Source organism: Microbacterium oxydans (genome assembly GCF_006540085.1).
Classification (GTDB): Bacteria; Actinomycetota; Actinomycetes; order Actinomycetales; family Microbacteriaceae; genus Microbacterium; species Microbacterium oxydans.
On record NZ_BJOG01000009.1, the window covers coordinates 223,194 to 241,688 of the forward strand.

Here is an 18,495-nt window from a genome sequence, read left to right on the forward strand (position 1 = left end):
ACCCCGTTTCCGCGCGCGCATCCTCGGGCCTACGCTCGTGCCATGTCCGAACTCACCCAGCCCACCGGTCGTGAAGAGGCTCTGCGCGCCATCCCCCGCGACGACGGGACTCCCCCGCGTGCTCTGGTGCTCGGGGCGACCGGCTACATCGGCGGTCGACTGACTCCGCGGCTGCTGAACGCCGGATACCGCGTGCGTGTGCTGGCGCGGGACGCGGCGCGGGCGGCGTCGTTCCCGTGGGGCGCCGACTGCGAGATCGTCGAGGGGTCGGCGGATGATGCGGATGCCGTCGCCGCGGCCATGGACGACGTCGACGTCGTCTACTACCTGATCCACTCGATGTCGGCCGGCAAGGGCTTCGAGGAGAGCGACGAGCGCGCGGCGCAGACGGTGGCAGAGGCGGCTGCGCGAGCGGGTGTGCGGCGGATCGTCTACCTCGGCGGTCTGCATCCGGAGGATGCACAGCTCTCCCCGCATCTGCGCTCGCGTGTGCGGGTCGGCGAGATCTTCCTGGACTCGGGAGTGCCGACACTCGTGCTGCAGGCGGGCGTCGTGATCGGGTCGGGATCGGCGTCGTTCGAGATGATCCGCCACCTCACCGACGTGCTGCCGTACATGCCGGCGCCGAAGTGGGTGCGCAACCGGATCCAGCCCATCGCCGTGCGCGACGTGCTGCACTACCTCCTCGGGGCAGCGCAGGTGGATTCCGACGTGAACCGCGCTGTCGATATCGGCGGCCCCGACGTGCTGCGCTACGGCCAGATGATGAACGGCTACGCGGTGGAGGCGGGACTGCGCCAGCGGGCCATCGCCGCCCTCCCCGTGCTGACTCCGGGCCTCGCTTCGCACTGGGTGAATCTCGTGACGCCGGTCCCTCGGTCGATCGCCCGCCCGCTCGTGGCGTCGCTGCAGAACGAGTGCATCATGAAGGATCACGCCATCGACGAGCTGATCCCCCAGCCCGAAGGCGGCCTGACCCCGTATCGGCGCGCGGTCGACCTGGCGCTCGGCCGCGTGCGAGGCGACACCATCGAGACCAGCTGGCAGGACTCCGAGGTCTCGGGCGCTCCGAGCGACCCGCTGCCGAGCGATCCCGACTGGGCGGGACGCACCGTGTTCACCGACTCCCGTTCGGTCACGACGACCGCGTCACCCACAGAGCTGTGGCGCGTGATCCTCGGCATCGGCGGAGAGAACGGCTGGTACTCCTCGCCCCTGTTGTGGGCGGTGCGCGGTTGGATGGACCGCATCGTGGGCGGCGTAGGCCTCAGCCGCGGGCGCCGCAGCCGTACCGCCGCACGCGTGGGCGACGCGATCGACTTCTGGCGCGTCGAAGCGGTGGAGACCACGGATGCCGGATCGCTGCTGCGCCTCCGCGCCGAGATGAAGGTGCCGGGAGAGGCATGGCTCGAGTTGCGTGCCGTGCCCGATGCGAAGGGCGCCCGCTACGAGCAGCGCGCGATCTTCTTCCCGCGCGGTCTCACCGGACGCCTCTACTGGCTCGCCGTGCTGCCCTTCCACGGCGCGATCTTCGCGGGCATGGCAGCACGCATCACGGCCGCCGCCGAGGACCTCGAGACCTCTCCATCGGCGCCGCCCCACCCCGCGGAGACCAGCGACCCCGCCGTCCCAGGCGAACTCACCGTCCCAGGCGAACCCGCCGTCCCAGGCGAACCCGCCGGATCAGGCGACTTCACCGCGAAGTCGCCTGATCCCGCGTGAACGCCTAACCCGACGCCCCCAGACGATGCCGGGGTACCCTCAATCCGCGCGCGGCTGCGGGGCGGGGTCCGGGTCGTTCGGGCCGTCTTCCAACGCGGCATCGACAACGGCATCCACTTCCGCGGGAGGGATGATGTCGATCGCCTCGGTCGCAGCCTCATATACCTCGGCCAACGTGTCGTCGACGGTGTCCTCGTCGATCCAGGCGAGGTCGTCCTCCGAGTGGTCGTACTCGACAGGCACGAGGGCGAAGTCGTCGCCGTACTCCTCGAGCCCGGCCATGACGCTGTGGCGGACGGCGGCGCGGGCATACCGGTCGCGCAGGATCAGCGGATCCCGCCGCAGGTCCTTCATGAAGGCGATCATCATGAACGTCATGATGATCGCGAACGGCAGCGCCGCGATGATCGTCGCGTTCTGCAGCGACTGCAGCCCGCTGCCCTCCGATCCGCTCACGAGCAGCACCGCGGCGATCACGCCGACCAGCACTCCCCACACCACCGCGACCCACCGCGATGGCTCCGGGCGGCCCTGCTGGGACAGCGTGCCCATGACGAGTGAGGCGGAATCAGCACCGGTGATGAAGAAGATCGCGATGAGGAGGATGAGCACGATGCTGGTGATGAGCGGGAACGGCAGGTTCTCCAGCACCCCGAACAGCACCTCCTCCGGCGGGTCGACGGTGAGGCCTGCGCCGTCCATCTGCTGCTGGATCGCCGTCGTGCCGAAGATCGCGAACCACACGAGCGAGATGGCGGAAGGCACCACGATGACGACCGACACGAACTGACGGAGCGTGCGCCCGCGGGAGATCTTCGCGATGAACATGCCGACGAACGGCGACCAGGAGATCCACCACGCCCAGTAGAAGATCGTCCAGCTCGACAGGAAGGCCTGCGCGGTCTCACCCTGCGACGCGGAGCGGCCGATCATGGTCGGCAGATCGCCGATGAACTGCACGGCGACCGACGGGATCACGTTGAGGATCAGCAGCGTCGGACCGACGAAGAACACGAAGAAGGCGAGCAGGATCGCGACCACGGCGTTGATGTTCGACAGTGCGCGGATGCCCTTCGAGACTCCGGACACCGCGGAGGCGATGAAGCAGGCTGTGAGCACCGCGATCACCGCGATGAGGATGCCGTTGCCGAGTGGGCCGATGCCGCTGACGAGCTCGACACCGTGACCGATCTGCAGCGCTCCGAGTCCGAGGGAGGCTGCCGTGCCGAACAACGTCACGATGATGGAGAAGATGTCGATCGTGCGGCCTACCGGACCCGTGGTGCGGTTCTCGCCGAGCAGCGGAGCGAAGATCGAGGAGATCAGCGGCGTGCGGCCGCGGCGGTAGGCGCCGTACGCGATGGCTCCACCGACGAGCGCGTAGAACGCCCAGGCCTGCGGACCCCAGTGATAGAGCACCTGGGTCTGCGCGGTGTGCATGGCCTCGAGGGTGTTCGCCTCGACGGTGCCGGGCGGCGGGTTCTCGAAGAACGTCAGCGGCTCAGCGGCACCCCAGAACACCAGGCCGATGCCCATGCCGGCCGCGAAGAGCATGGAGATCCACGAGAACATCGAGAACTCGGGCTCCTCGTCGTCACGGCCGAGCGGGATGCGCCCGTACTTGCTGAAGCCGACGAACAGCATGAACACGAGGATGATCGTGGCGATCGTCGTGAAGAAGAAGCCGAAGTACTCCACCACCCAGGCGAGGACCGTGCTCGTGGTGCCGGCGAGGTTGTCGCCCGCGAACACACCCCAGGCGATGAAGCCGAGGGCGAACGCGGCGGCGACACCGAAGACGAGCGGGTCGGTGCGGTAGGTGCGCCCCGTCTCCTCGACCGAGACACCGGGAACGAGCGCCGGGTGCACGCTGCGCGGCGGGACGGTCGTGATGTCGCGGACGATCTTGCGGGCAGTCTCCGAAGCCTTGGCCGGGAGGCGGTTGGCACCGGTTCCGACTGTGTCCGTGCGCGGACGCGGAGGGTTCGATCCTGCGGAGCGTTCGTCGGGCTTCTCGTCAGGAGTGTCCATGAGAGTCCATTTTGTCATGCGAGGTATCCGGCCGCGTCGGGGCCGAAACCCAGAGGGTCCGCGCGAACCGCGGCGCGTCGGGCAGCGACGCGCCGGGCGGACGCTGCCTGCTCTGGGTTTTCGGGCGCGTCGCAGCTAGCGCGAGCGGCGCCCCCCGAACAGCGAGTGCAGCAGCGGGAGGGCGGAGACACAGACCAGGGTGATTCCCAGGGGCGGCACCGACGGCACGAGCAGCGCACCGCCGACCAGGAACGCCGCGAACAGGACGCCGGAGCCGATGCGGCGCGCGATGCCCTCGAGCCGGTCCAGGCGACGTTCGAGTCGTGAGGTGTCGAAGGTGACGTTGCCGTCGTCGAGGCGCGTGATGATCTTGTCGATGCGGCCGGGCAACGCCCAGGTCGTGGACATCGTGCCCATCGCCTGGTTCGCGAAGGCCTGCACGATGTTGCCGCTCTCGTCGCGAAGCAGACGGCCGGCGTAGGGCTCTGCCGCATCCCACACGTTGAACGCGGGATCGAGACCGCTGCACATGCCGGAGGTCAGTGAGACGGCACGGATGAGCAGCAGCATGTTCTCGGGCAGCTGGAGCGGGAGCGAGCGCACCATGTCGCCGAACTCCTCGGCGAAGTCACGGAACTCGCGCGGATCGACCTTGCTCAACTCAGCGAACCCCATGCCGCCGAAACGGGCGAACAACGTGGTGAGCGCGCGCTCGAGCTCGGCCGTGTCGGCGGAAGGCAGCAGCACGCCGATCTCCTGCGCGGCGGCGACGAGGCCACGACTGTCTCGGGCGGCCACCGCGATCAGGAGTGTGCGCAATCCATCGCGGAGGCTCGCGGGGATCTCGGCCATCATGCCGAAGTCGATGAACGTGAGGCGGAAACCGCGCCCCGTGCCGCCCTCGACCACCGGCGAAGGCGTGACGAAGATGTTGCCGGGGTGGGGGTCGGCATGCACGAAACTGTGCGTGAACACCTGATCGAACATGACCTCGGCGAACACCGCGGCGACCTCGGACGGATCGATTCCGGCGGCGCGGAGGGCCTCGATGTCGTTGATCTTGATGGCCGTGACGTCCGAGAGAGTCAGCACCCGACGGGTCGAGCGCTCCCAGACGATCTCCGGGGTGTCGACGCGGGGATCGGCGGCGAAGTTCTCGCGGAAGCGTTCCGCGCTCGCGGCCTCGTGCAGGTAGTCGATCTCCTCGAGGCTGGTCGCGGCGAACTCCTCCACGAGCGCGGGCGCATCCACCCGGTCGGCGACGATGCGCACGCGCGTCAGCCACCGCGCGACCCGGCGGAGCGCCGCGAGGTCGACCGCCACGATCTCATCGATGCCGGGGCGCTGGACCTTGACTACGACCTCGCCGAGCCCGGTGTCTGCCGCATCGAGCGCCGACAGTCGGGCGCGATGCACCTGCCCGAGGGAAGCCGCCGCGACGGGGTTCTCATCGAACCAGGCATAGGCACGTTCGAGCGGGATCCCGAGCTCGGCTTCGGCGAGCGCACGGATCGCCGGCGTGGGCACGGGCGGAACCTCGTCCTGCAGCCCCTCGAGCTCCTTCGTGATCTCCGGCGGCAGCACGTCGAGGCGCGACGACATGAACTGTCCCACCTTGATCATGAGTCCGCCGAGTTCCACGGCGAGCACATGGAACCGACGAGCGAACGTCTGCATCCGCTGACCGCGTGTCCGCTCCGCGATTCGGCTCATGCCGAAGCGGGGCAGGACGAGTTCGAACCACCAGATCTTGAAGAACTCGCGACCGGCGAACGACAGGATGCGACGGTACCTGGCGCGGTGCACGCCGTGTGCCGCAGCATCCGTCATCGCGTGGTCCCTTCGCAGACCCCCACCCGATGCCGCACTGCGCGGTCAGTCCTGCGCGAGGATCGTGTACAGCTTACGGCGGGCCTCGTCGAGGACCTCGATCGTCTGCTGCACCTGCTCGGCGGACCCGCTGCGACCCACCTGGGCAGCCGCGGCGGCGAGGTCGACGCCCGCCTTCGGCAGCGCGTGGAAGCGGGCGTTGTCGCGCTGACCGTCCTTGCCGTTCGACGAGACCCAGGGGGCTGGGGTCTCCGAGCTCTCGTCGGCGACCGCGCGGCCGGCTTCGGTGAGCGAGTAGGTCTTGCGGCCGTTCTGCTCCTCCGCCTCGATCAGCCCTTCGTCGGCGAGCAGCTGCAGCGTCGGGTACACGGAACCGGCGCTCGGCTTCCACGTGCCGCCGCTGCGCTCGGCGATCTCGTTGATGATCTGGTAACCGTGCATCGGCTTCTCGGCCAGCAGGGAGAGCACGGCAGTGCGGACGTCACCGCGGGCCATGCGCGAACCACCGGAGGGGCGGGACTCGAAGGACTTACGGAGCTGATCCATCGCCTCGAAGATCGCGGATGCCGGGCCACCGGAGCCGGCGCCGAAGCCGGGTCCGCCGAACAACCCGCCGGATCCGCCGCTGCTGCCGGAACCGCCGTTGCCGCCGAACGGGTTGGAGGGGAATGCGTTGCTCATGATGACCTCCTGCTGTAGGTGTGAACGATACTCAACGATATATCGTTAACCCTGGGCGTGGGGTGGGAGTCTTCGATCGTTCGACCCGTGGATGACTTCCACCTGTTGCGCACCACACGCCCGGCCGTCGCGCAAGCCCGGTGACGCACACAGGAAGACGTGGTTAGCTCTGGGAGTTGTCGACTTGGGGGAGTGAGACGTTTGTCACAGAGTGATCGACCGGAGATGAGCAGCAGCGACGCGGGCACCATCCGTGTGAGCGTGATCGTACCGGTGTGGCGACCTGGCCCCTCGTTCGACGATCTCATCGCGTCACTCGATCGCCAGAGTCTTGGCACTGCGTCGTTCGAAGTGCTTCTGTGCGACGACGGATCCGGCGAGCCCACCTCTGCTCGGCTGGCCGACATCGCCCGCGACCGCCCCCACGTACGCGTGCTGTCGCTGGCGCACTCCGGGTGGCCCGGCATGCCGCGCAACCACGGCGTCGATGCGGCTCGCGGGACGTACGTGCAGTTCGTCGATCAGGACGACTATCTGTTCGACCGTGCACTCGAGAAGCTGTGCGACTACGCCGACCTGCACTCCTCCGATGTGATCATCGGCAAGGAGGTGGGCATCGGCCGCCGCCTTCCGAGTCGGATCTTCAGCCACGACATCCCGGATGCGGTCCTCGGAACCGACCCGCTGCTCGAGATGCTGACACCGCACAAGATGTTCCGCACCTCTTTCCTTCGGGCCAACGGCATCCGCTTCCCCGAGGGCAAGGTGCGGCTGGAAGACCATCTCTTCGTGATGCAGGCGTACTTCGCGGCGTCGAGGATCTCGGTCCTGGCGAGCGAGCCGTGCTACGCCTGGGTCAAGGAGCCGGGCAGCGCGAGCTCTTCGCGCATCGACCCGGAGTCGTACTTCCCGCATCTCGAAACGGTGCTCGACCTCGTCGAAGCGCACACCGAGCCGGGAAAGCTGCGCGATCGCCTTCTGCGGCACTGGTTCCGAGGCAAGATCCTCAAGCGGCTCTCGGGCCGACAGATGGCCAGGTACCCCGACGACTACCGTGAACGCCTGCTCGATGTGGTCACGCCCCTGACGCAGGAGCATTTCGGACCCGGCGTCGATGCCGGCCTGGGATTCCCGCATCGGATCCGCGCCGCTCTGCTGCGCGCCGGGCGACGTGACGACCTGTTGGAGCTCGCGCGTTTCGAATCCGAGATCACCTGTCGCGCCGTCGTGACCGAGGTGCACTGGTCTCGCGGTGGCGGTCTGCACTTCACGATCCGCGTGACCCTCACGAGGAGCGGCCAGGACGCGTTCGTCTTCGCATCCGCGGTCGAAGAGTCGACGGACGCCGAGTCCGGATCCGCACGCCCCAAGAAGGTGACGCGACTCATCTCGCTCCCGGCCTCGACGACCGAGGGACTCCCGGAGAACCTCGTGGTCGCCAACCGCGAGCTGCGCAACGACCGGGTTGACCTCTTCCTCCGCGACCGCGACACCGGTGCCGAGCGCCGTCTCGGAGGTCGACTTCCCCGCAAGCTCGACTCCGCCCGCGTGGCGATCGACCCCGTGAAGGTGTTCGGTCCCGACGACGACTCCCGCGGAGGCGCGCTGACCGTGAAGGTCCGACATGCGGGGTGGACTTTCGAGACCCCGCTCGAAGCCTCCCCTACCGTGCTTGCCCGCGCCGGACGGTCGCCGCTCCTCGCGGGCCGCTCCTGCACCCTCGTGGCGACCGACCAGGGCACGGTCGAACTGCACCGCGAGTGGCCCGGCGGCCGGCTGAAGGACCTCGCCGGACGTGCTGTCCGCCGCGTGCGCGCCCTCACGAGGAAGAGCTGACTCGCAAGAGCTGACACGGACCGGCTGACGCCGCGCATCCGCACGCGCCCACCGCCGTCGACACACGCTCGCCGTGTCACTGGAGCGCCGCCCGCGCGACGGCGCGCATCGCGGGAGTGATCGAGCCGAACGCGCTCGGCGACGAGAGCGCACAGAGACTCTCGACCACTCGCTGCACCGCTGACACGTCGCCTGACCGAGGCGACCACTCGGAGAACCTTCCGTCGCCCTGCCCTTCCTCCACCGCAGCCTCACCGCGCGCGACGACGCCGACCAGCTCGTCGAAGGTCGAGGCGGATCCATCGGCGACGGCCAGGAGGGCGAGGGTCACGGCACGCGGCCAGGCGCTGGGGAACAGCCTCTCTCTCCCCAGCGCCCGCACGCCGTCGATGATCCGTAGGAATGCCCGCACCTCACCGTCCGCCAGCCCGCGTCCGAGGTTCGTGACCACGACATGCCCGCGCAGCCTGCGCACCGCTTTGGTCCGACGTGCGAGCGACGCGAGAGCATCGGCAGGGTCGGGAAGGCCCGGCGCCGCCGTGTCCGGCCAGTCGAGGGCGTCGACGGCATCGGAGACGATCGCGCGGGGCAGCCACCCATCGGTCGGATCCTGATCGACACCATCGGGGCCGATCCGCCCGACGAGCATCCGGATGCCGGCCGTCGCCGACTCCGCGAACTCCGAGCCCGCCGGGGTCTCCTCGAAGGGCACCGGGTCGTTGAGCTCCGCGTCGTCGAGGTGCGCGAGGAGGGCGAGACGACGCACCGGGGAGAGCCCTTGGCACAATGCCGCCAGCGGTGAGAACGGACGGAGAGCATCGCCGCCGACCCCGCAAGCCGCAGGGTCGAGGCGCGGCTGCACCAGGCCGAACCGCTGGGCGAGCTCGAACCCCACGTGCTCTGCGCGGAATGCAGGTCGCTGTGTCTGCCAGCTTCCCACCGGCGACGGGAGCACCGGGACGGACTCCGCGTCGACGACGGTGACCCGCGGGTCGCCCATCCGTGTCGCGTAGGGCCCGCTGATCACCACGTCGACCACATCGGCGACACCGGGGACCGACACCTGCTGCGTCGGGGCCCGCCAGGGACACAGGTCGATGTGCAGCGACCGACCCGCGTCCGCTTCGAACTCGGGCGCTTCCGGCTCGAGCCCGAGACTCAGCCGATAGGCCTCGATCAGCCAGTACGAGGGGGCATCCCGTGGCACACCGATGACGCGGGTGAGCTCGGGGCATCCTGAGACCGACATCTCGACATGAAGTGCCCACGTGACGTGGACGTGCTCGGAGAGTTTCATCCGCGCAACGCTAGGTCGTCCCCGGCATCGCCCCAGGACTCGAAGCCACCGATTGTCGAGAACTCGATGAAGCCGTCTTCGGTGCAGAAGAGTTGCGAACACGAGCCGTCGGCGGGGCGCGAACTACCGGCGCGCGAGCAGCTCCTCGAGACGTGCGGCCTCCCCCTGCGCCATCGCGTATCCGTGCTCGGGCGCGGGGTAAGCGCCGCTGCGCACCTCCGATGCGTACGCCCCGACCCCCGCGATGGCGTCCGTCCGCAGCTCGGCATACCGCTTGACGAACCTGGCGGCCGACCCGTCGAAGAGTCCGAGCAGATCGTGGAAGACGAGCACCTGTCCGTCGGCCGCGCCACCCGCTCCGATACCGATCACGGGGACGTCCAGCAGCGGCATGAGCGCAGCCGTCACCTCGGACGGCACCGCCTCGACGACGATCATCGAGCACCCGGCATCCTGCAACGCGAGCGCATCCTCGATCACGGCCAGTGCGGCCTCGGCGGAGCGCCCCTGCGCACGGTAGCCCCCGAGCGCGGTGGCGGTCTGCGGCGTGAGCCCGACGTGCCCGACGACCGGGACGCCCGCCTGCACGAGCGCCCTGGCGCGCTGGACCGTCGTCCCGCCGCGCTCGATCTTCACGAGGTCGCAGCCGGCTTCCTTGATGAAGCGCTGCGCGGTCGCGATGGCGAGCTCGTCCGAGGCCTCGTACGAGCCGAAGGGCAGGTCGCCGACGAGGAGAGGCACTGTGAGCCCCCGCCGCACCGCCTTGGTCAGCATCAGCATCTCGTCGAGCGTGACCGGCACCGTGCTGTCGTAGCCCAGGACGGTCATCGCGGCCGAGTCGCCGACGAGCACCACGTCGACGCCGGCGGCCTCGACGATCTGTGCGCCCGGGTGGTCGTACGCGGTGACCATGACGATGGGCTCACCGGCCGCCTTCTTCGCCCCGAGGGCGGCGAGGGTGACCTGGGTGCGGGGAGCGGCATGAGCGCTCATGCGCTGACCTCCGTATCGGTTGTCGCCGAGGCATCGGCGACGTGCAGGACGTGGTTGTCGATCAGGCGGGCCGCCCCGATGTGTGCGGCGACCGCGAGCAGGGCGTCACGATCGACGCGGGCGAGAGGGCGCAGCGTCTCGGCATCTCGGAGCTCGAGGTACTCGGGGTCGATCCCGGCATCGGCGAGCACTCGTCGCGCCGCGGAGAGGATGCTCCCCGCGTTCGGATCGCCCGCCTCGAACACCGCAGCCCCGGCATCGAGCGCCCGGTTCAGAGCGGAGGCCTGCACGCGGGCCTCCGCGTCGAGGTAGACGTTCCTGGAGCTCATGGCGAGGCCGTCCGCTTCCCGCACGATCGGACAGGCGACGATCCGCACGTCGAGGTCGAGGTCCCGCACGACCCGGCGGACGACGAGCACCTGCTGCGCATCCTTCTGCCCGAAGTACGCGGCGTCCGGTCGGACGATCCCGAACAGCTTGGTGACGACCGTGGCGACGCCGTCGAAGTGGTGCGCCCCACGACTCGCGCCATCGAGCACGTCGGTGAGACCGGCGACGTGGATGTTCGTCGCGAACCCGTCGGGGTAGATCTCGGACGCGGTGGGAGCGAAGAGGATGTCGACGCCCGCGGCCTCCGCGAGTCCGGCGTCGCGGGCCTCGTCGCGCGGATACGCGCTGAGGTCTTCGTTGGCGCCGAACTGGGTCGGGTTGACGAACAGCGACACGACGACGAGGTCGGACGCCTCGCGCGCGGCACGCATGAGGGAGAGATGGCCATCGTGGAAGGCGCCCATTGTGGGCACGAGGCCGATGGTCCCACCCGCGGCTCTGGCTTCTCGGATCGCGGCGCGGACCTCGCGGATCGTGCGGAGGATTCTCATGCCGGGGGCTCCTCGAGTGCGATGGCGGGTGCGATGGCGGATGCGGTGGCGGTGGGTCGGGCAGCGACCTCGCGCGTGGCTGCGGCGAGCGCATCGAACAGGTCGTCGAGCTCCAGCCCTTCGGCGACAGCACGCTGGCGTGCGACCGTCTCCTCGTCGCCGCGGGCGATGGGCCCGGTCAGCACAGCGGCAGCGCCGTCCTTCGCCCAGTTCTCGACCGTCTGACGTACGAGCGGAGCCAGGAGCGACCGGGCGACGTCGCGAGGAATCCCCGCATTCGAAGCCAGGTCCTCCGCCGCGTCGAGCACGGTGAGGACGAAGTTCGAGGCGGACGACGCGGCCGCGTGATAGCTCGCACGGTGTGCGTCGTCGACCTCGAACGGGCGTGCACCGAGAGCGAGGGCGAGCTGCTCCGCGACCTCACGAGCTGCGGGCGTACGACCGGCGATCGCGGCACCGATGCCGCGGAACACCTCGGCGGGCTCGTCGCCGGTGAAGGTCTGCAGCGGATGGAGGCTGAAATCCACATCGGTGAGCGCGGTCGCGCCGGATACATGTCCGAGGAAGCGCGCATGGGGCCGGGCGACGGCCGCAGCCTCGGCGATGGCCGCATCCGGAACGCTGAGGAGGACGACATCCACATCCGGAATCCGCTCGTCCCGCCCGAGGGGTCCCACGACGTCGAGATCCGCTGCCCGCAGAGCCCGCGCGAGTACGCCTCCGAGACGGCCGGCGCCGACGATGGCGATGGTCGTCCCTGGTGCGAGAGAGGCGGATGTGTGCATGTCGATTGCCGGGCCGGGTCACGCGGCGCGGGTGCCAGAAGTATCCGCCCGGCACCGCATACGATCCAAATCAGAGAGCAGAGTGCGTACGTGAGCACCACATACATATGCCATTCTGGTTACTCTTGTCGACTTTTGCGTGTCCATTCGATCTCCGGCGGAATCGACGAACCCCTGAGGTGCGAGGACGCACCCCAGGGGCCTCCCGCCCGCCGAGCTCAGTCGCGCGGCCAGACCACAACGATCCCCGCTCCGATGACGGCGAGCGCGGCCGCGCCGAGGAAGAGCCAGGAGAATCCACCGGTGAGGGCAGTCGCCTCGGAGGCTCCCTCCGCGGACAGCGCCGCGGTGCGCAGACCGGCGGCGGTCCCGAGAACGGCGAGTCCGACCGCGCCACCGATCTGCTGACTCGTGTTGATCAGACCCCCGGCGAGACCCGATTCCCCGCCGTCGACGCCGTCCACCGCGAGCTGGGTCGTCGCCACGACAGCCCCGCCGAGACCGACTCCGACCAGGATCGTCGGCCCGAGCAGCTGCGCGAGGAACGTGGCATCGGACGGCGCGGTTGCGAGCCAGGCGAGCCCTCCGGCCAGGACGAGCAGAGAGCCGATCAGGACCGGGCGGGTGCCGACACGCGCGATGAGGGCGGGTGCACCTCCCGCGACGAGCACGAGCACACCCGCGAGCGGCAGCTGCGACAGGCCGGCAGCGAGCGCGTCGTAGTGGAGCACGGCCTGCATGTAGACGGAGAGAGCGAAGAAGAGCGCCACCATCGCCGCCCCGCCGAGCAGCATCACGATGTTCCCGAGCGCCAGGTTGTGGTTGCGGAAGACCGCCAGCGGCACCAGAGGCTCTGCAGCGCGCCGCTCGATCAGGACGAACGCGACACCCAGCGCGAGCGCCGCTGCGAACAGGATCATCGGCAGCGGGTGCACGAATCCGAGCTGCTCGACAGCACTGAGGGCGCCGACCAGAGCCACCAGAGCCGACGTGACGGTGACGGCACCGGCCGCATCCAGACGCCCAGGCGTGCGGGCGCCGTCGCGGGTGATGAGCAACGGGATCGCGATCAGCACGAGCGCGCCAACGGGGACGTTGACGAAGAACACCCACTGCCAGCCGAGGGTGGCCGTGAGCACACCGCCGAGCAGGACTCCGGCCGCCGACCCGATCCCGGCGACGGCTCCCCATACGCCGAGGGCCTTCGTGCGCTCCTTGTCGTCAGGGAAGAGATGGGTGAGCAGCGCGAGCGCCGCGGGGGCGAGGAGCGCGGCCGAAGCACCCTGGAGAGCCCTCGCGCCGAGGAGCATCTCGCTCGACATGGAGAGACCGGCGAGCGCGGAGGCAGCGACGAAGCCGCCCGTGCCGATCAGGAACACGCGGCGGTGTCCGTAACGGTCGGCGAGACGTCCGCCGAGGAGGAGGAGTCCGCCGAAGGCCAGCACATAGGCGGTGATCACCCAGGCGAGGGCGGCCGTACTCATGCGGAGCTGGGCACCGAGCACGGGGAGGGCGATGTTCACGATCGAGGCGTCGAGCACGACGAGGAACTGCGCGAGGGCGAGCACGCTGAGTGCGAGCCAACGCCTGGAGCTGCGCGGCGCGGCGGTGGCTCGTGTCGCGGTGGCGGTGGGAGAGGTCATGGGATGCTCCTGTTCTTGTGGGTGGTTGGTTCGGTTCGGCGACGCTAATGAGTGATCGCTCACTCACTCTTGACGGCAAGCGAAAGCGCCCTCTCTAGGGACTGACGTCAGTCGGGGTGGGTGATCCCCTTGGTCAGCAGGGCGACCCAATCCCCCGGGCGCCCGTCGAGCTGCGTGGTGACGATCAGGTGGCAGAGCTGCCCGTAGGCGATGAACCGCTGCACGGCGCCATCCTCGGCGCGAGAGCGCTGTCGGGCGAAGACAGTGATGCGCTCCAACCCTGCGCGAAGCGCCTCGCCGATGGCCGGGATCTCCGCCACCGACTGCGCATGCACCTGCAGCATGAGCAGCTTCCGGTCGGAGATCAGGTGCGCGTAGGCATCCCCCATCGCGTCGAGCAGACCCTCGGGCGAGGTGTCGTCCGCGGCATCCGCGCCTTCTTCGAGGGCGACGAGGATCGCATCGAAGCAGGCTTCCAGGGCGACGACGAACAGCGCCTCCTTACCCGAGTAGAGCTTGAAGACGTAGGCCGGCGAGATCTTGGCCTCGCGTGCGACGTCGGCGACGGTCGTGCCGTGATACCCGCCTCGAGCGAAGGCCGCCAGTGCCGCCGCGGCGACGACGGGCTTGCGGGCGTCTGCCGTGGAGAGGATCGAGCTGCGGGTCGTGGACATATGAGTGACTGTACACTCACTCTCTCGAGTCGGCAAGAGTCTTCCAATCCGAGGCAGAGTCAGTCGCGCAGCACCGAGTCCAGCAGCCCAGGGAACAGGGCGTCGAGGTCGTCACGCCGCAGCGTGAGCATCCGCCGGCGCCCGTTCGGCTCGTTGCGGATGACACCCGCTTCGCGCAGCACCTTCATGAAGTGCGACTTGGTCGACTTCGGGAGGTTGGGGTCGGTGGCATGACAGGCGGCCATGTCGAGAGGGCCGTCCGCGAGCTGTCGCGTGATGGCGAGACGCTCGGGGTCGCTGATCGCGAAGAGCACGTCGGTGAGCTGGATCTCGGAGCGCTCCGGGTGAGGAAGGTCGCCAGGCATGGTTCGATAATAGTTGAACAATTGGCGAAACGCGCGTACGCTCCGATAGTTCGATGATTCTCGAACCGAACGAGGAGACGCCATGACCACCACTGAGCCGATCGTCGCCGTCCCCCTATCGACGACCACCCTGCCGACGACCACCCCGCAGACGCGCGCCCGCTTCGGGTTCGTGCTGGCGATCATCGCGCAGATCCTGATGATGGTCGGTGCGAGCGCGCCGTCGCCGTTCTATCCGGTGCTGGCGCAGCAGATCGGTTTCGCCCCCGTCGTGATCAGTGCCGTGTTCGCGGTCTACGCGGTGGCGCTGCTGCTCACGCTCCTCACCGCCGGTTCCCTGTCGGACCATGTCGGACGCCGACCCGTCGTGATCGCCGGGTTCTTACTGCTCGCCGGAAGCATGTTCCTGTTCTGGCATGCGGATGCCGTGGCGACGCTGTTCCTCGCGCGCATCCTGCAGGGCATCGCGAGCGGCCTGCTCATCTCAGCCCTCTCGGCCACGGTGCTCGACTTCGCGCCGGGCGGCCGCGCGGGTACCGCCGCACTGTGGAATGCACTCAGCCCCGGGATCGGTCTCGCGCTCGGGGCCCTCGCCTCCGGAGTGATGCTCGACGTCAGCGGTGAGGCCCTGCTCGATGTCTTCGCGCCGCTGAGCACGGCGTACATCGTGCTCGCGGCACTGTTCTTCCTCGTTCCGGAGACCGCACCGCGCAAGCCGGGCGTCTGGGCGTCACTGAGCTTCCGGCTGTCGATCCCGACCGCGATCAGGGCCGACTTCTGGCGGGGCGCTCCGGCGATCATCGCGGGGTGGGCCACGGGTGGACTGTTCCTGTCGCTCGGAGCCAACATCGTCCGAGGCGAGCTCGGCGGCGAGGCGCATGTCTGGCAGGGGCTCGGTGTGGTGCTGCTCGCCGGCATCGGAGCCCTGACCGCGTTCACTCTCCGGAAGCTCGCTGCACGGTCGATGGTGCTGTTCGGCACGGCGGCCCTGGCGACCGGAACCCTGCTGTCGCTCATAGCCCTCGGCATCGGCTCACTGCCGTTCTACCTCGTCGCGGCCGCCGTGACCGGTATGGGGTTCGGCACCGCGTTCTCGGGAGTCGTCGCCTCGCTGGCCCCGCGGATCCCGGCGACCCAGCGCGCCGACACCTTCGCCGTGATCTACCTGCTGGCGTATCTGGCCTTCGGCGTACCGGCCGTCATCGCGGGTGCGCTGGTCGGAGTCGTCGGCCTGGAGGCGGTGTGCGTGGGCTACGGGATCGTCGTCATCGCACTGGCAGGTATCGCGTTCACGTTGCGTATGCGCCGCGCGGCATAGAAGCGGAGGAGCGCGTCAGCGCACGACGAGCTCGGGCGTGATCAGCGCGTGCGCAGAGCCGGCCTGAAGGGTGCGCGGGGCGACGATCTCCCCCGTCGGGCCCATGAGGAGTTCGAGGACGGCCGTCGCCACATCCTCGGGCCGTTGCTCGACGCTCGAGAAGCCCAGAGCCTCGGCCGTCGGCGTGTTGTCGAAGCCGATCACGGGAAGCGAGAGTCCGGCAGCGGCGACAGCCAACAGCGCACCGACCGCGAGTGAGTCGCTGGCGCAGACGAGAGCGTCGGGCACGTGTCCCGCGGCGAGCGCCGCGTCGACACAGGCACGCCCGAGGGGAACCCCCTCCTCCGCGGTGAGCCGTTCGCCCTGCGCTCCGGCCGCAGCCATGGCCTCACGCCAGCCGCGCTCACGGTCGTCGCCGGTTCCCGAGCCCGTCGGCCATCCGAGGAACGCCACCCGTCGACCGTGAGTCAGTGCGTGCTCGGTCGCCGCCCGTGTTCCCGCGGCGCCGTCGACGTCGACCCAGAGGTGGCGCGGATCGGCGATATCGTCTTCACCCCACGGTCGGCCGAACGAGATGAAGGGCAGTCCGTCCTGGTCGAGGCTGCGCACGCGCGGATCGTCGCGCGAGGTGCCGGTGATGATCGCGGCGTCGATCTCCGACCCCTCCCACAGCTCCGACAGCCGCTGGATCTCCTCTTCCCGCGTACGTGCGGCGTAGACGAGCATGCGCATGCCGCGCTCGCTCGCCCGCTCGGTGACCGCGTGCACGAAACGGTCGAGCACGACACCCGAGATGCCACCGAGATACGGATCGAGACGGATCCCGATGGTCGAACTGCGTCGCAACCGCAGTCGTCGGGCGGCCGCATGGCGGCGATAGCCGAGGTCGTGGATCGCCGTGAGGACGCGCTCCCTGGTCGCCGGGCGGACGATGTCCGGGGTGTTGAGCACGTTCGAGACGGTCTGCCGCGAGACGCCAGCGCGCTCGGCGACGTCTTCGACGGTCGGCGCCTTCGCCATCGCACCTCCTCATCCGTGTCCGGGTTGACACTTCCCGCGACTCCCGCTTAGCCTATTCCACGCAGAGTTTGATCGTTCAAATTTCTGCGTCGATCCCGCACGGTCCTCCCGAGACCGTCGCCAGAGATCCATCGAACCCGCAGTGACTCATCAAAGGAGAGAGACCATGACACGGCACACCACTCGCGCAGTCCTCGGCACCGGGGCGGTGCTGCTCACGAGCGCGCTCGTGCTCACCGGCTGTGGCTCCGGTTTCGCCGGAGACGACACCAAGGCCGACGGCGAGGGGCTCACCTCCTCCGACGACGCGCTCACGGTGCTGATCGGCTCCTCCGGCGACGCCGAGACCGCGGCCGTGCAGTCGGCTGTCGACGCGTGGTCGGCCGAGTCCGGTACGAAGGTGAAGCTGCAGACCGCGAGCAACCTCGACCAGGAGCTGTCGCAGGGCTTCGCCGCCGGCGACCCCGCCGACCTGTTCTACCTCTCCACCGACCAGGCCTCCGGCTACGCCGCCAACGGATCGCTCAAGGCCTACGGCGACCAGCTCTCCAACAAGGACGACTTTTACCCGTCGCTCGTCGAGAACTTCACGGTCGACGGCACGTTCTACTGCGCACCCAAGGACTTCTCGACGCTGTCGCTCATCATCAACACGCAGATGTGGACCGACGCCGGCCTCACCGACGCCGACCTCCCGAAGACCTGGGACGACCTCTCCGCGGTGGCACAGAAGCTCACCACCGCCGACCACGTGGGCCTGGCCTTCGGCGCCGAGTACCAGCGCGTCGGCGTCTTCATGGCGCAGGCCGGTGGCGGTCTCGTCGACGACGGCACGGTCATCGCCGACGACGCCGCCAACGTCGAGGCGCTCGACTACGTGAAGTCGCACCTGGTCGACGGCACCTTCGCCTACGCCAAGGACGTCGGGGCAGGCTGGGGCGGCGAGGCCCTGGGCAAGCAGTCCGCCGCGATGGTCATCGAGGGCAACTGGATCACCGGAGCGCTGTCGAACGACTACAGCAGCCTCGAGTACACGGTCGCCGAGCTCCCCGAGGGCGCGGGAGGCAAGGGCACGCTGCAGTTCACGAACTGCTGGGGCATGGCTGCCGACAGCCCGAACCAGCAGGCCGCCCTCGAACTGGTCGAGTACCTGACGAGCGCCGACAGCCAGCTGGCGTTCTCGAAGGCGTTCGGCCCGATGCCGTCGATCAAGTCGGCCGCCGACGAGTGGACCGCCGCGAACCCCGAGCTCGCCCCGTTCCTCGCCGGTGCGGATTATGCCCAGTTCCCCCCGAACCAGGCCGGCACCGCCGACGTGATCGCCGACTTCAACTCGCAGCTCGAGTCGCTGAAGACAGCCGACCCGAAGACGATCCTCGACTCCGTGCAGTCGAACCTCGAAGCGGTCGTCGAGTAACC

Annotated in this window: 15 protein-coding genes; 4 read left to right on the top strand and 11 right to left on the bottom strand. The window is 69.1% G+C overall.

The window, feature by feature from the left end; genetic code table 11:
- Window positions 1-42: 42 nt before the first annotated feature.
- Window positions 43-1,722 (top strand): SDR family oxidoreductase, encoded by a 1,680-nt coding sequence (locus MOX01_RS17730; RefSeq protein ID WP_230977983.1) that lies wholly within the window; start codon window positions 43-45, stop codon window positions 1,720-1,722.
- A 39-nt stretch (window positions 1,723-1,761) separates the two neighbouring features.
- Here the strand turns inward: MOX01_RS17730 and MOX01_RS17735 are convergent, their stop codons facing one another.
- The 3 genes from MOX01_RS17735 to MOX01_RS17745 form a co-directional block, all read right to left on the bottom strand.
- Entirely contained in the window at window positions 1,762-3,753 is a 1,992-nt protein-coding gene (locus MOX01_RS17735) for a BCCT family transporter (RefSeq protein ID WP_046746950.1), read from the bottom strand.
- Window positions 3,754-3,888: 135 nt separating this feature from the next.
- Window positions 3,889-5,583: an ABC1 kinase family protein gene (locus MOX01_RS17740; RefSeq protein WP_141370852.1), complete on the bottom strand. Its 1,695-nt coding sequence runs from the start codon at window positions 5,581-5,583 to the stop codon at window positions 3,889-3,891.
- 45 nt (window positions 5,584-5,628) lie between these two features.
- Complete coding sequence (locus MOX01_RS17745) at window positions 5,629-6,264, bottom strand: PadR family transcriptional regulator (RefSeq protein WP_174799801.1); 636 nt, start codon at window positions 6,262-6,264, stop codon at window positions 5,629-5,631.
- Window positions 6,265-6,489: 225 nt separating this feature from the next.
- On the opposite strand from MOX01_RS17745, the gene MOX01_RS17750 reads away from it, so the two are divergent.
- The gene (locus MOX01_RS17750) at window positions 6,490-8,100 is read left to right on the top strand and encodes a glycosyltransferase family 2 protein (RefSeq protein WP_141370854.1); all 1,611 of its coding nucleotides are present in this window, start codon (window positions 6,490-6,492) and stop codon (window positions 8,098-8,100) included.
- Between the two features lie 76 nt (window positions 8,101-8,176).
- Here MOX01_RS17750 and MOX01_RS17755 read toward each other — a convergent pair whose 3' ends face one another.
- The 7 genes from MOX01_RS17755 to MOX01_RS17785 form a co-directional block, all read right to left on the bottom strand.
- Window positions 8,177-9,397 carry a hypothetical protein gene (locus MOX01_RS17755; protein ID WP_141370856.1) on the bottom strand — a complete coding sequence of 407 codons (1,221 nt, stop codon included), beginning with the start codon at window positions 9,395-9,397 and terminating at the stop codon, window positions 8,177-8,179.
- Between the two features lie 123 nt (window positions 9,398-9,520).
- Entirely contained in the window at window positions 9,521-10,390 is an 870-nt protein-coding gene (panB, locus tag MOX01_RS17760) for a 3-methyl-2-oxobutanoate hydroxymethyltransferase (RefSeq protein ID WP_061016765.1), read from the bottom strand.
- Window positions 10,387-11,271: a pantoate--beta-alanine ligase gene (gene panC, locus MOX01_RS17765; RefSeq protein WP_141370858.1), complete on the bottom strand. Its 885-nt coding sequence runs from the start codon at window positions 11,269-11,271 to the stop codon at window positions 10,387-10,389. The genes panB and panC overlap by 4 nt, the downstream gene beginning before the upstream one ends.
- Window positions 11,268-12,056 carry a DUF2520 domain-containing protein gene (locus tag MOX01_RS17770; protein ID WP_141370859.1) on the bottom strand — a complete coding sequence of 263 codons (789 nt, stop codon included), beginning with the start codon at window positions 12,054-12,056 and terminating at the stop codon, window positions 11,268-11,270. The genes panC and MOX01_RS17770 overlap by 4 nt, the downstream gene beginning before the upstream one ends.
- Window positions 12,057-12,274: 218 nt before the next feature.
- The gene (locus MOX01_RS17775; protein ID WP_141370861.1) at window positions 12,275-13,699 is read right to left on the bottom strand and encodes a DHA2 family efflux MFS transporter permease subunit; all 1,425 of its coding nucleotides are present in this window, start codon (window positions 13,697-13,699) and stop codon (window positions 12,275-12,277) included.
- Window positions 13,700-13,806: 107 nt separating this feature from the next.
- Complete coding sequence (locus MOX01_RS17780; protein ID WP_061016757.1) at window positions 13,807-14,373, bottom strand: TetR/AcrR family transcriptional regulator; 567 nt, start codon at window positions 14,371-14,373, stop codon at window positions 13,807-13,809.
- A 59-nt stretch (window positions 14,374-14,432) separates the two neighbouring features.
- Window positions 14,433-14,738, bottom strand: a complete 306-nt coding sequence (locus MOX01_RS17785) for an ArsR/SmtB family transcription factor (protein ID WP_141370863.1) — start codon at window positions 14,736-14,738, stop codon at window positions 14,433-14,435.
- 82 nt (window positions 14,739-14,820) lie between these two features.
- On the opposite strand from MOX01_RS17785, the gene MOX01_RS17790 reads away from it, so the two are divergent.
- On the top strand, window positions 14,821-16,056 hold the full coding sequence (locus MOX01_RS17790) for an MFS transporter (RefSeq protein WP_141370865.1): 1,236 nt from the start codon (window positions 14,821-14,823) through the stop codon (window positions 16,054-16,056).
- Window positions 16,057-16,071: 15 nt separating this feature from the next.
- On the opposite strand, the gene MOX01_RS17795 is transcribed toward MOX01_RS17790, so the two are convergent.
- A complete protein-coding gene (locus MOX01_RS17795) occupies window positions 16,072-17,076 on the bottom strand; it encodes a LacI family DNA-binding transcriptional regulator (protein WP_127011588.1) in 1,005 nt (334 codons plus the stop codon).
- A gap of 166 nt (window positions 17,077-17,242) precedes the next feature.
- On the opposite strand from MOX01_RS17795, the gene MOX01_RS17800 reads away from it, so the two are divergent.
- Complete coding sequence (locus tag MOX01_RS17800) at window positions 17,243-18,493, top strand: sugar ABC transporter substrate-binding protein (protein WP_046746961.1); 1,251 nt, start codon at window positions 17,243-17,245, stop codon at window positions 18,491-18,493.
- The last annotated feature ends 2 nt before the right edge of the window (window positions 18,494-18,495 follow it).

Excerpts from the sequence above, each read along its gene's own strand:
- MOX01_RS17730 (WP_230977983.1), top strand. The coding sequence starts at position 43 with ATGTCCGAACTCACCCAGCCCACCGGTCGTGAAGAGGCTCTGCGCGCC.
- MOX01_RS17735 (WP_046746950.1), bottom strand. The coding sequence starts at position 3,753 with ATGGACACTCCTGACGAGAAGCCCGACGAACGCTCCGCAGGATCGAAC.
- MOX01_RS17740 (WP_141370852.1), bottom strand. The coding sequence starts at position 5,583 with ATGACGGATGCTGCGGCACACGGCGTGCACCGCGCCAGGTACCGTCGC.
- MOX01_RS17745 (WP_174799801.1), bottom strand. The coding sequence starts at position 6,264 with ATGAGCAACGCATTCCCCTCCAACCCGTTCGGCGGCAACGGCGGTTCC.
- MOX01_RS17750 (WP_141370854.1), top strand. The coding sequence starts at position 6,490 with ATGAGCAGCAGCGACGCGGGCACCATCCGTGTGAGCGTGATCGTACCG.
- MOX01_RS17755 (WP_141370856.1), bottom strand. The coding sequence starts at position 9,397 with ATGAAACTCTCCGAGCACGTCCACGTCACGTGGGCACTTCATGTCGAG.
- panB (WP_061016765.1), bottom strand. The coding sequence starts at position 10,390 with ATGAGCGCTCATGCCGCTCCCCGCACCCAGGTCACCCTCGCCGCCCTC.
- panC (WP_141370858.1), bottom strand. The coding sequence starts at position 11,271 with ATGAGAATCCTCCGCACGATCCGCGAGGTCCGCGCCGCGATCCGAGAA.
- MOX01_RS17770 (WP_141370859.1), bottom strand. The coding sequence starts at position 12,056 with ATGCACACATCCGCCTCTCTCGCACCAGGGACGACCATCGCCATCGTC.
- MOX01_RS17775 (WP_141370861.1), bottom strand. The coding sequence starts at position 13,699 with ATGACCTCTCCCACCGCCACCGCGACACGAGCCACCGCCGCGCCGCGC.
- MOX01_RS17780 (WP_061016757.1), bottom strand. The coding sequence starts at position 14,373 with ATGTCCACGACCCGCAGCTCGATCCTCTCCACGGCAGACGCCCGCAAG.
- MOX01_RS17785 (WP_141370863.1), bottom strand. The coding sequence starts at position 14,738 with ATGCCTGGCGACCTTCCTCACCCGGAGCGCTCCGAGATCCAGCTCACC.
- MOX01_RS17790 (WP_141370865.1), top strand. The coding sequence starts at position 14,821 with ATGACCACCACTGAGCCGATCGTCGCCGTCCCCCTATCGACGACCACC.
- MOX01_RS17795 (WP_127011588.1), bottom strand. The coding sequence starts at position 17,076 with ATGGCGAAGGCGCCGACCGTCGAAGACGTCGCCGAGCGCGCTGGCGTC.
- MOX01_RS17800 (WP_046746961.1), top strand. The coding sequence starts at position 17,243 with ATGACACGGCACACCACTCGCGCAGTCCTCGGCACCGGGGCGGTGCTG.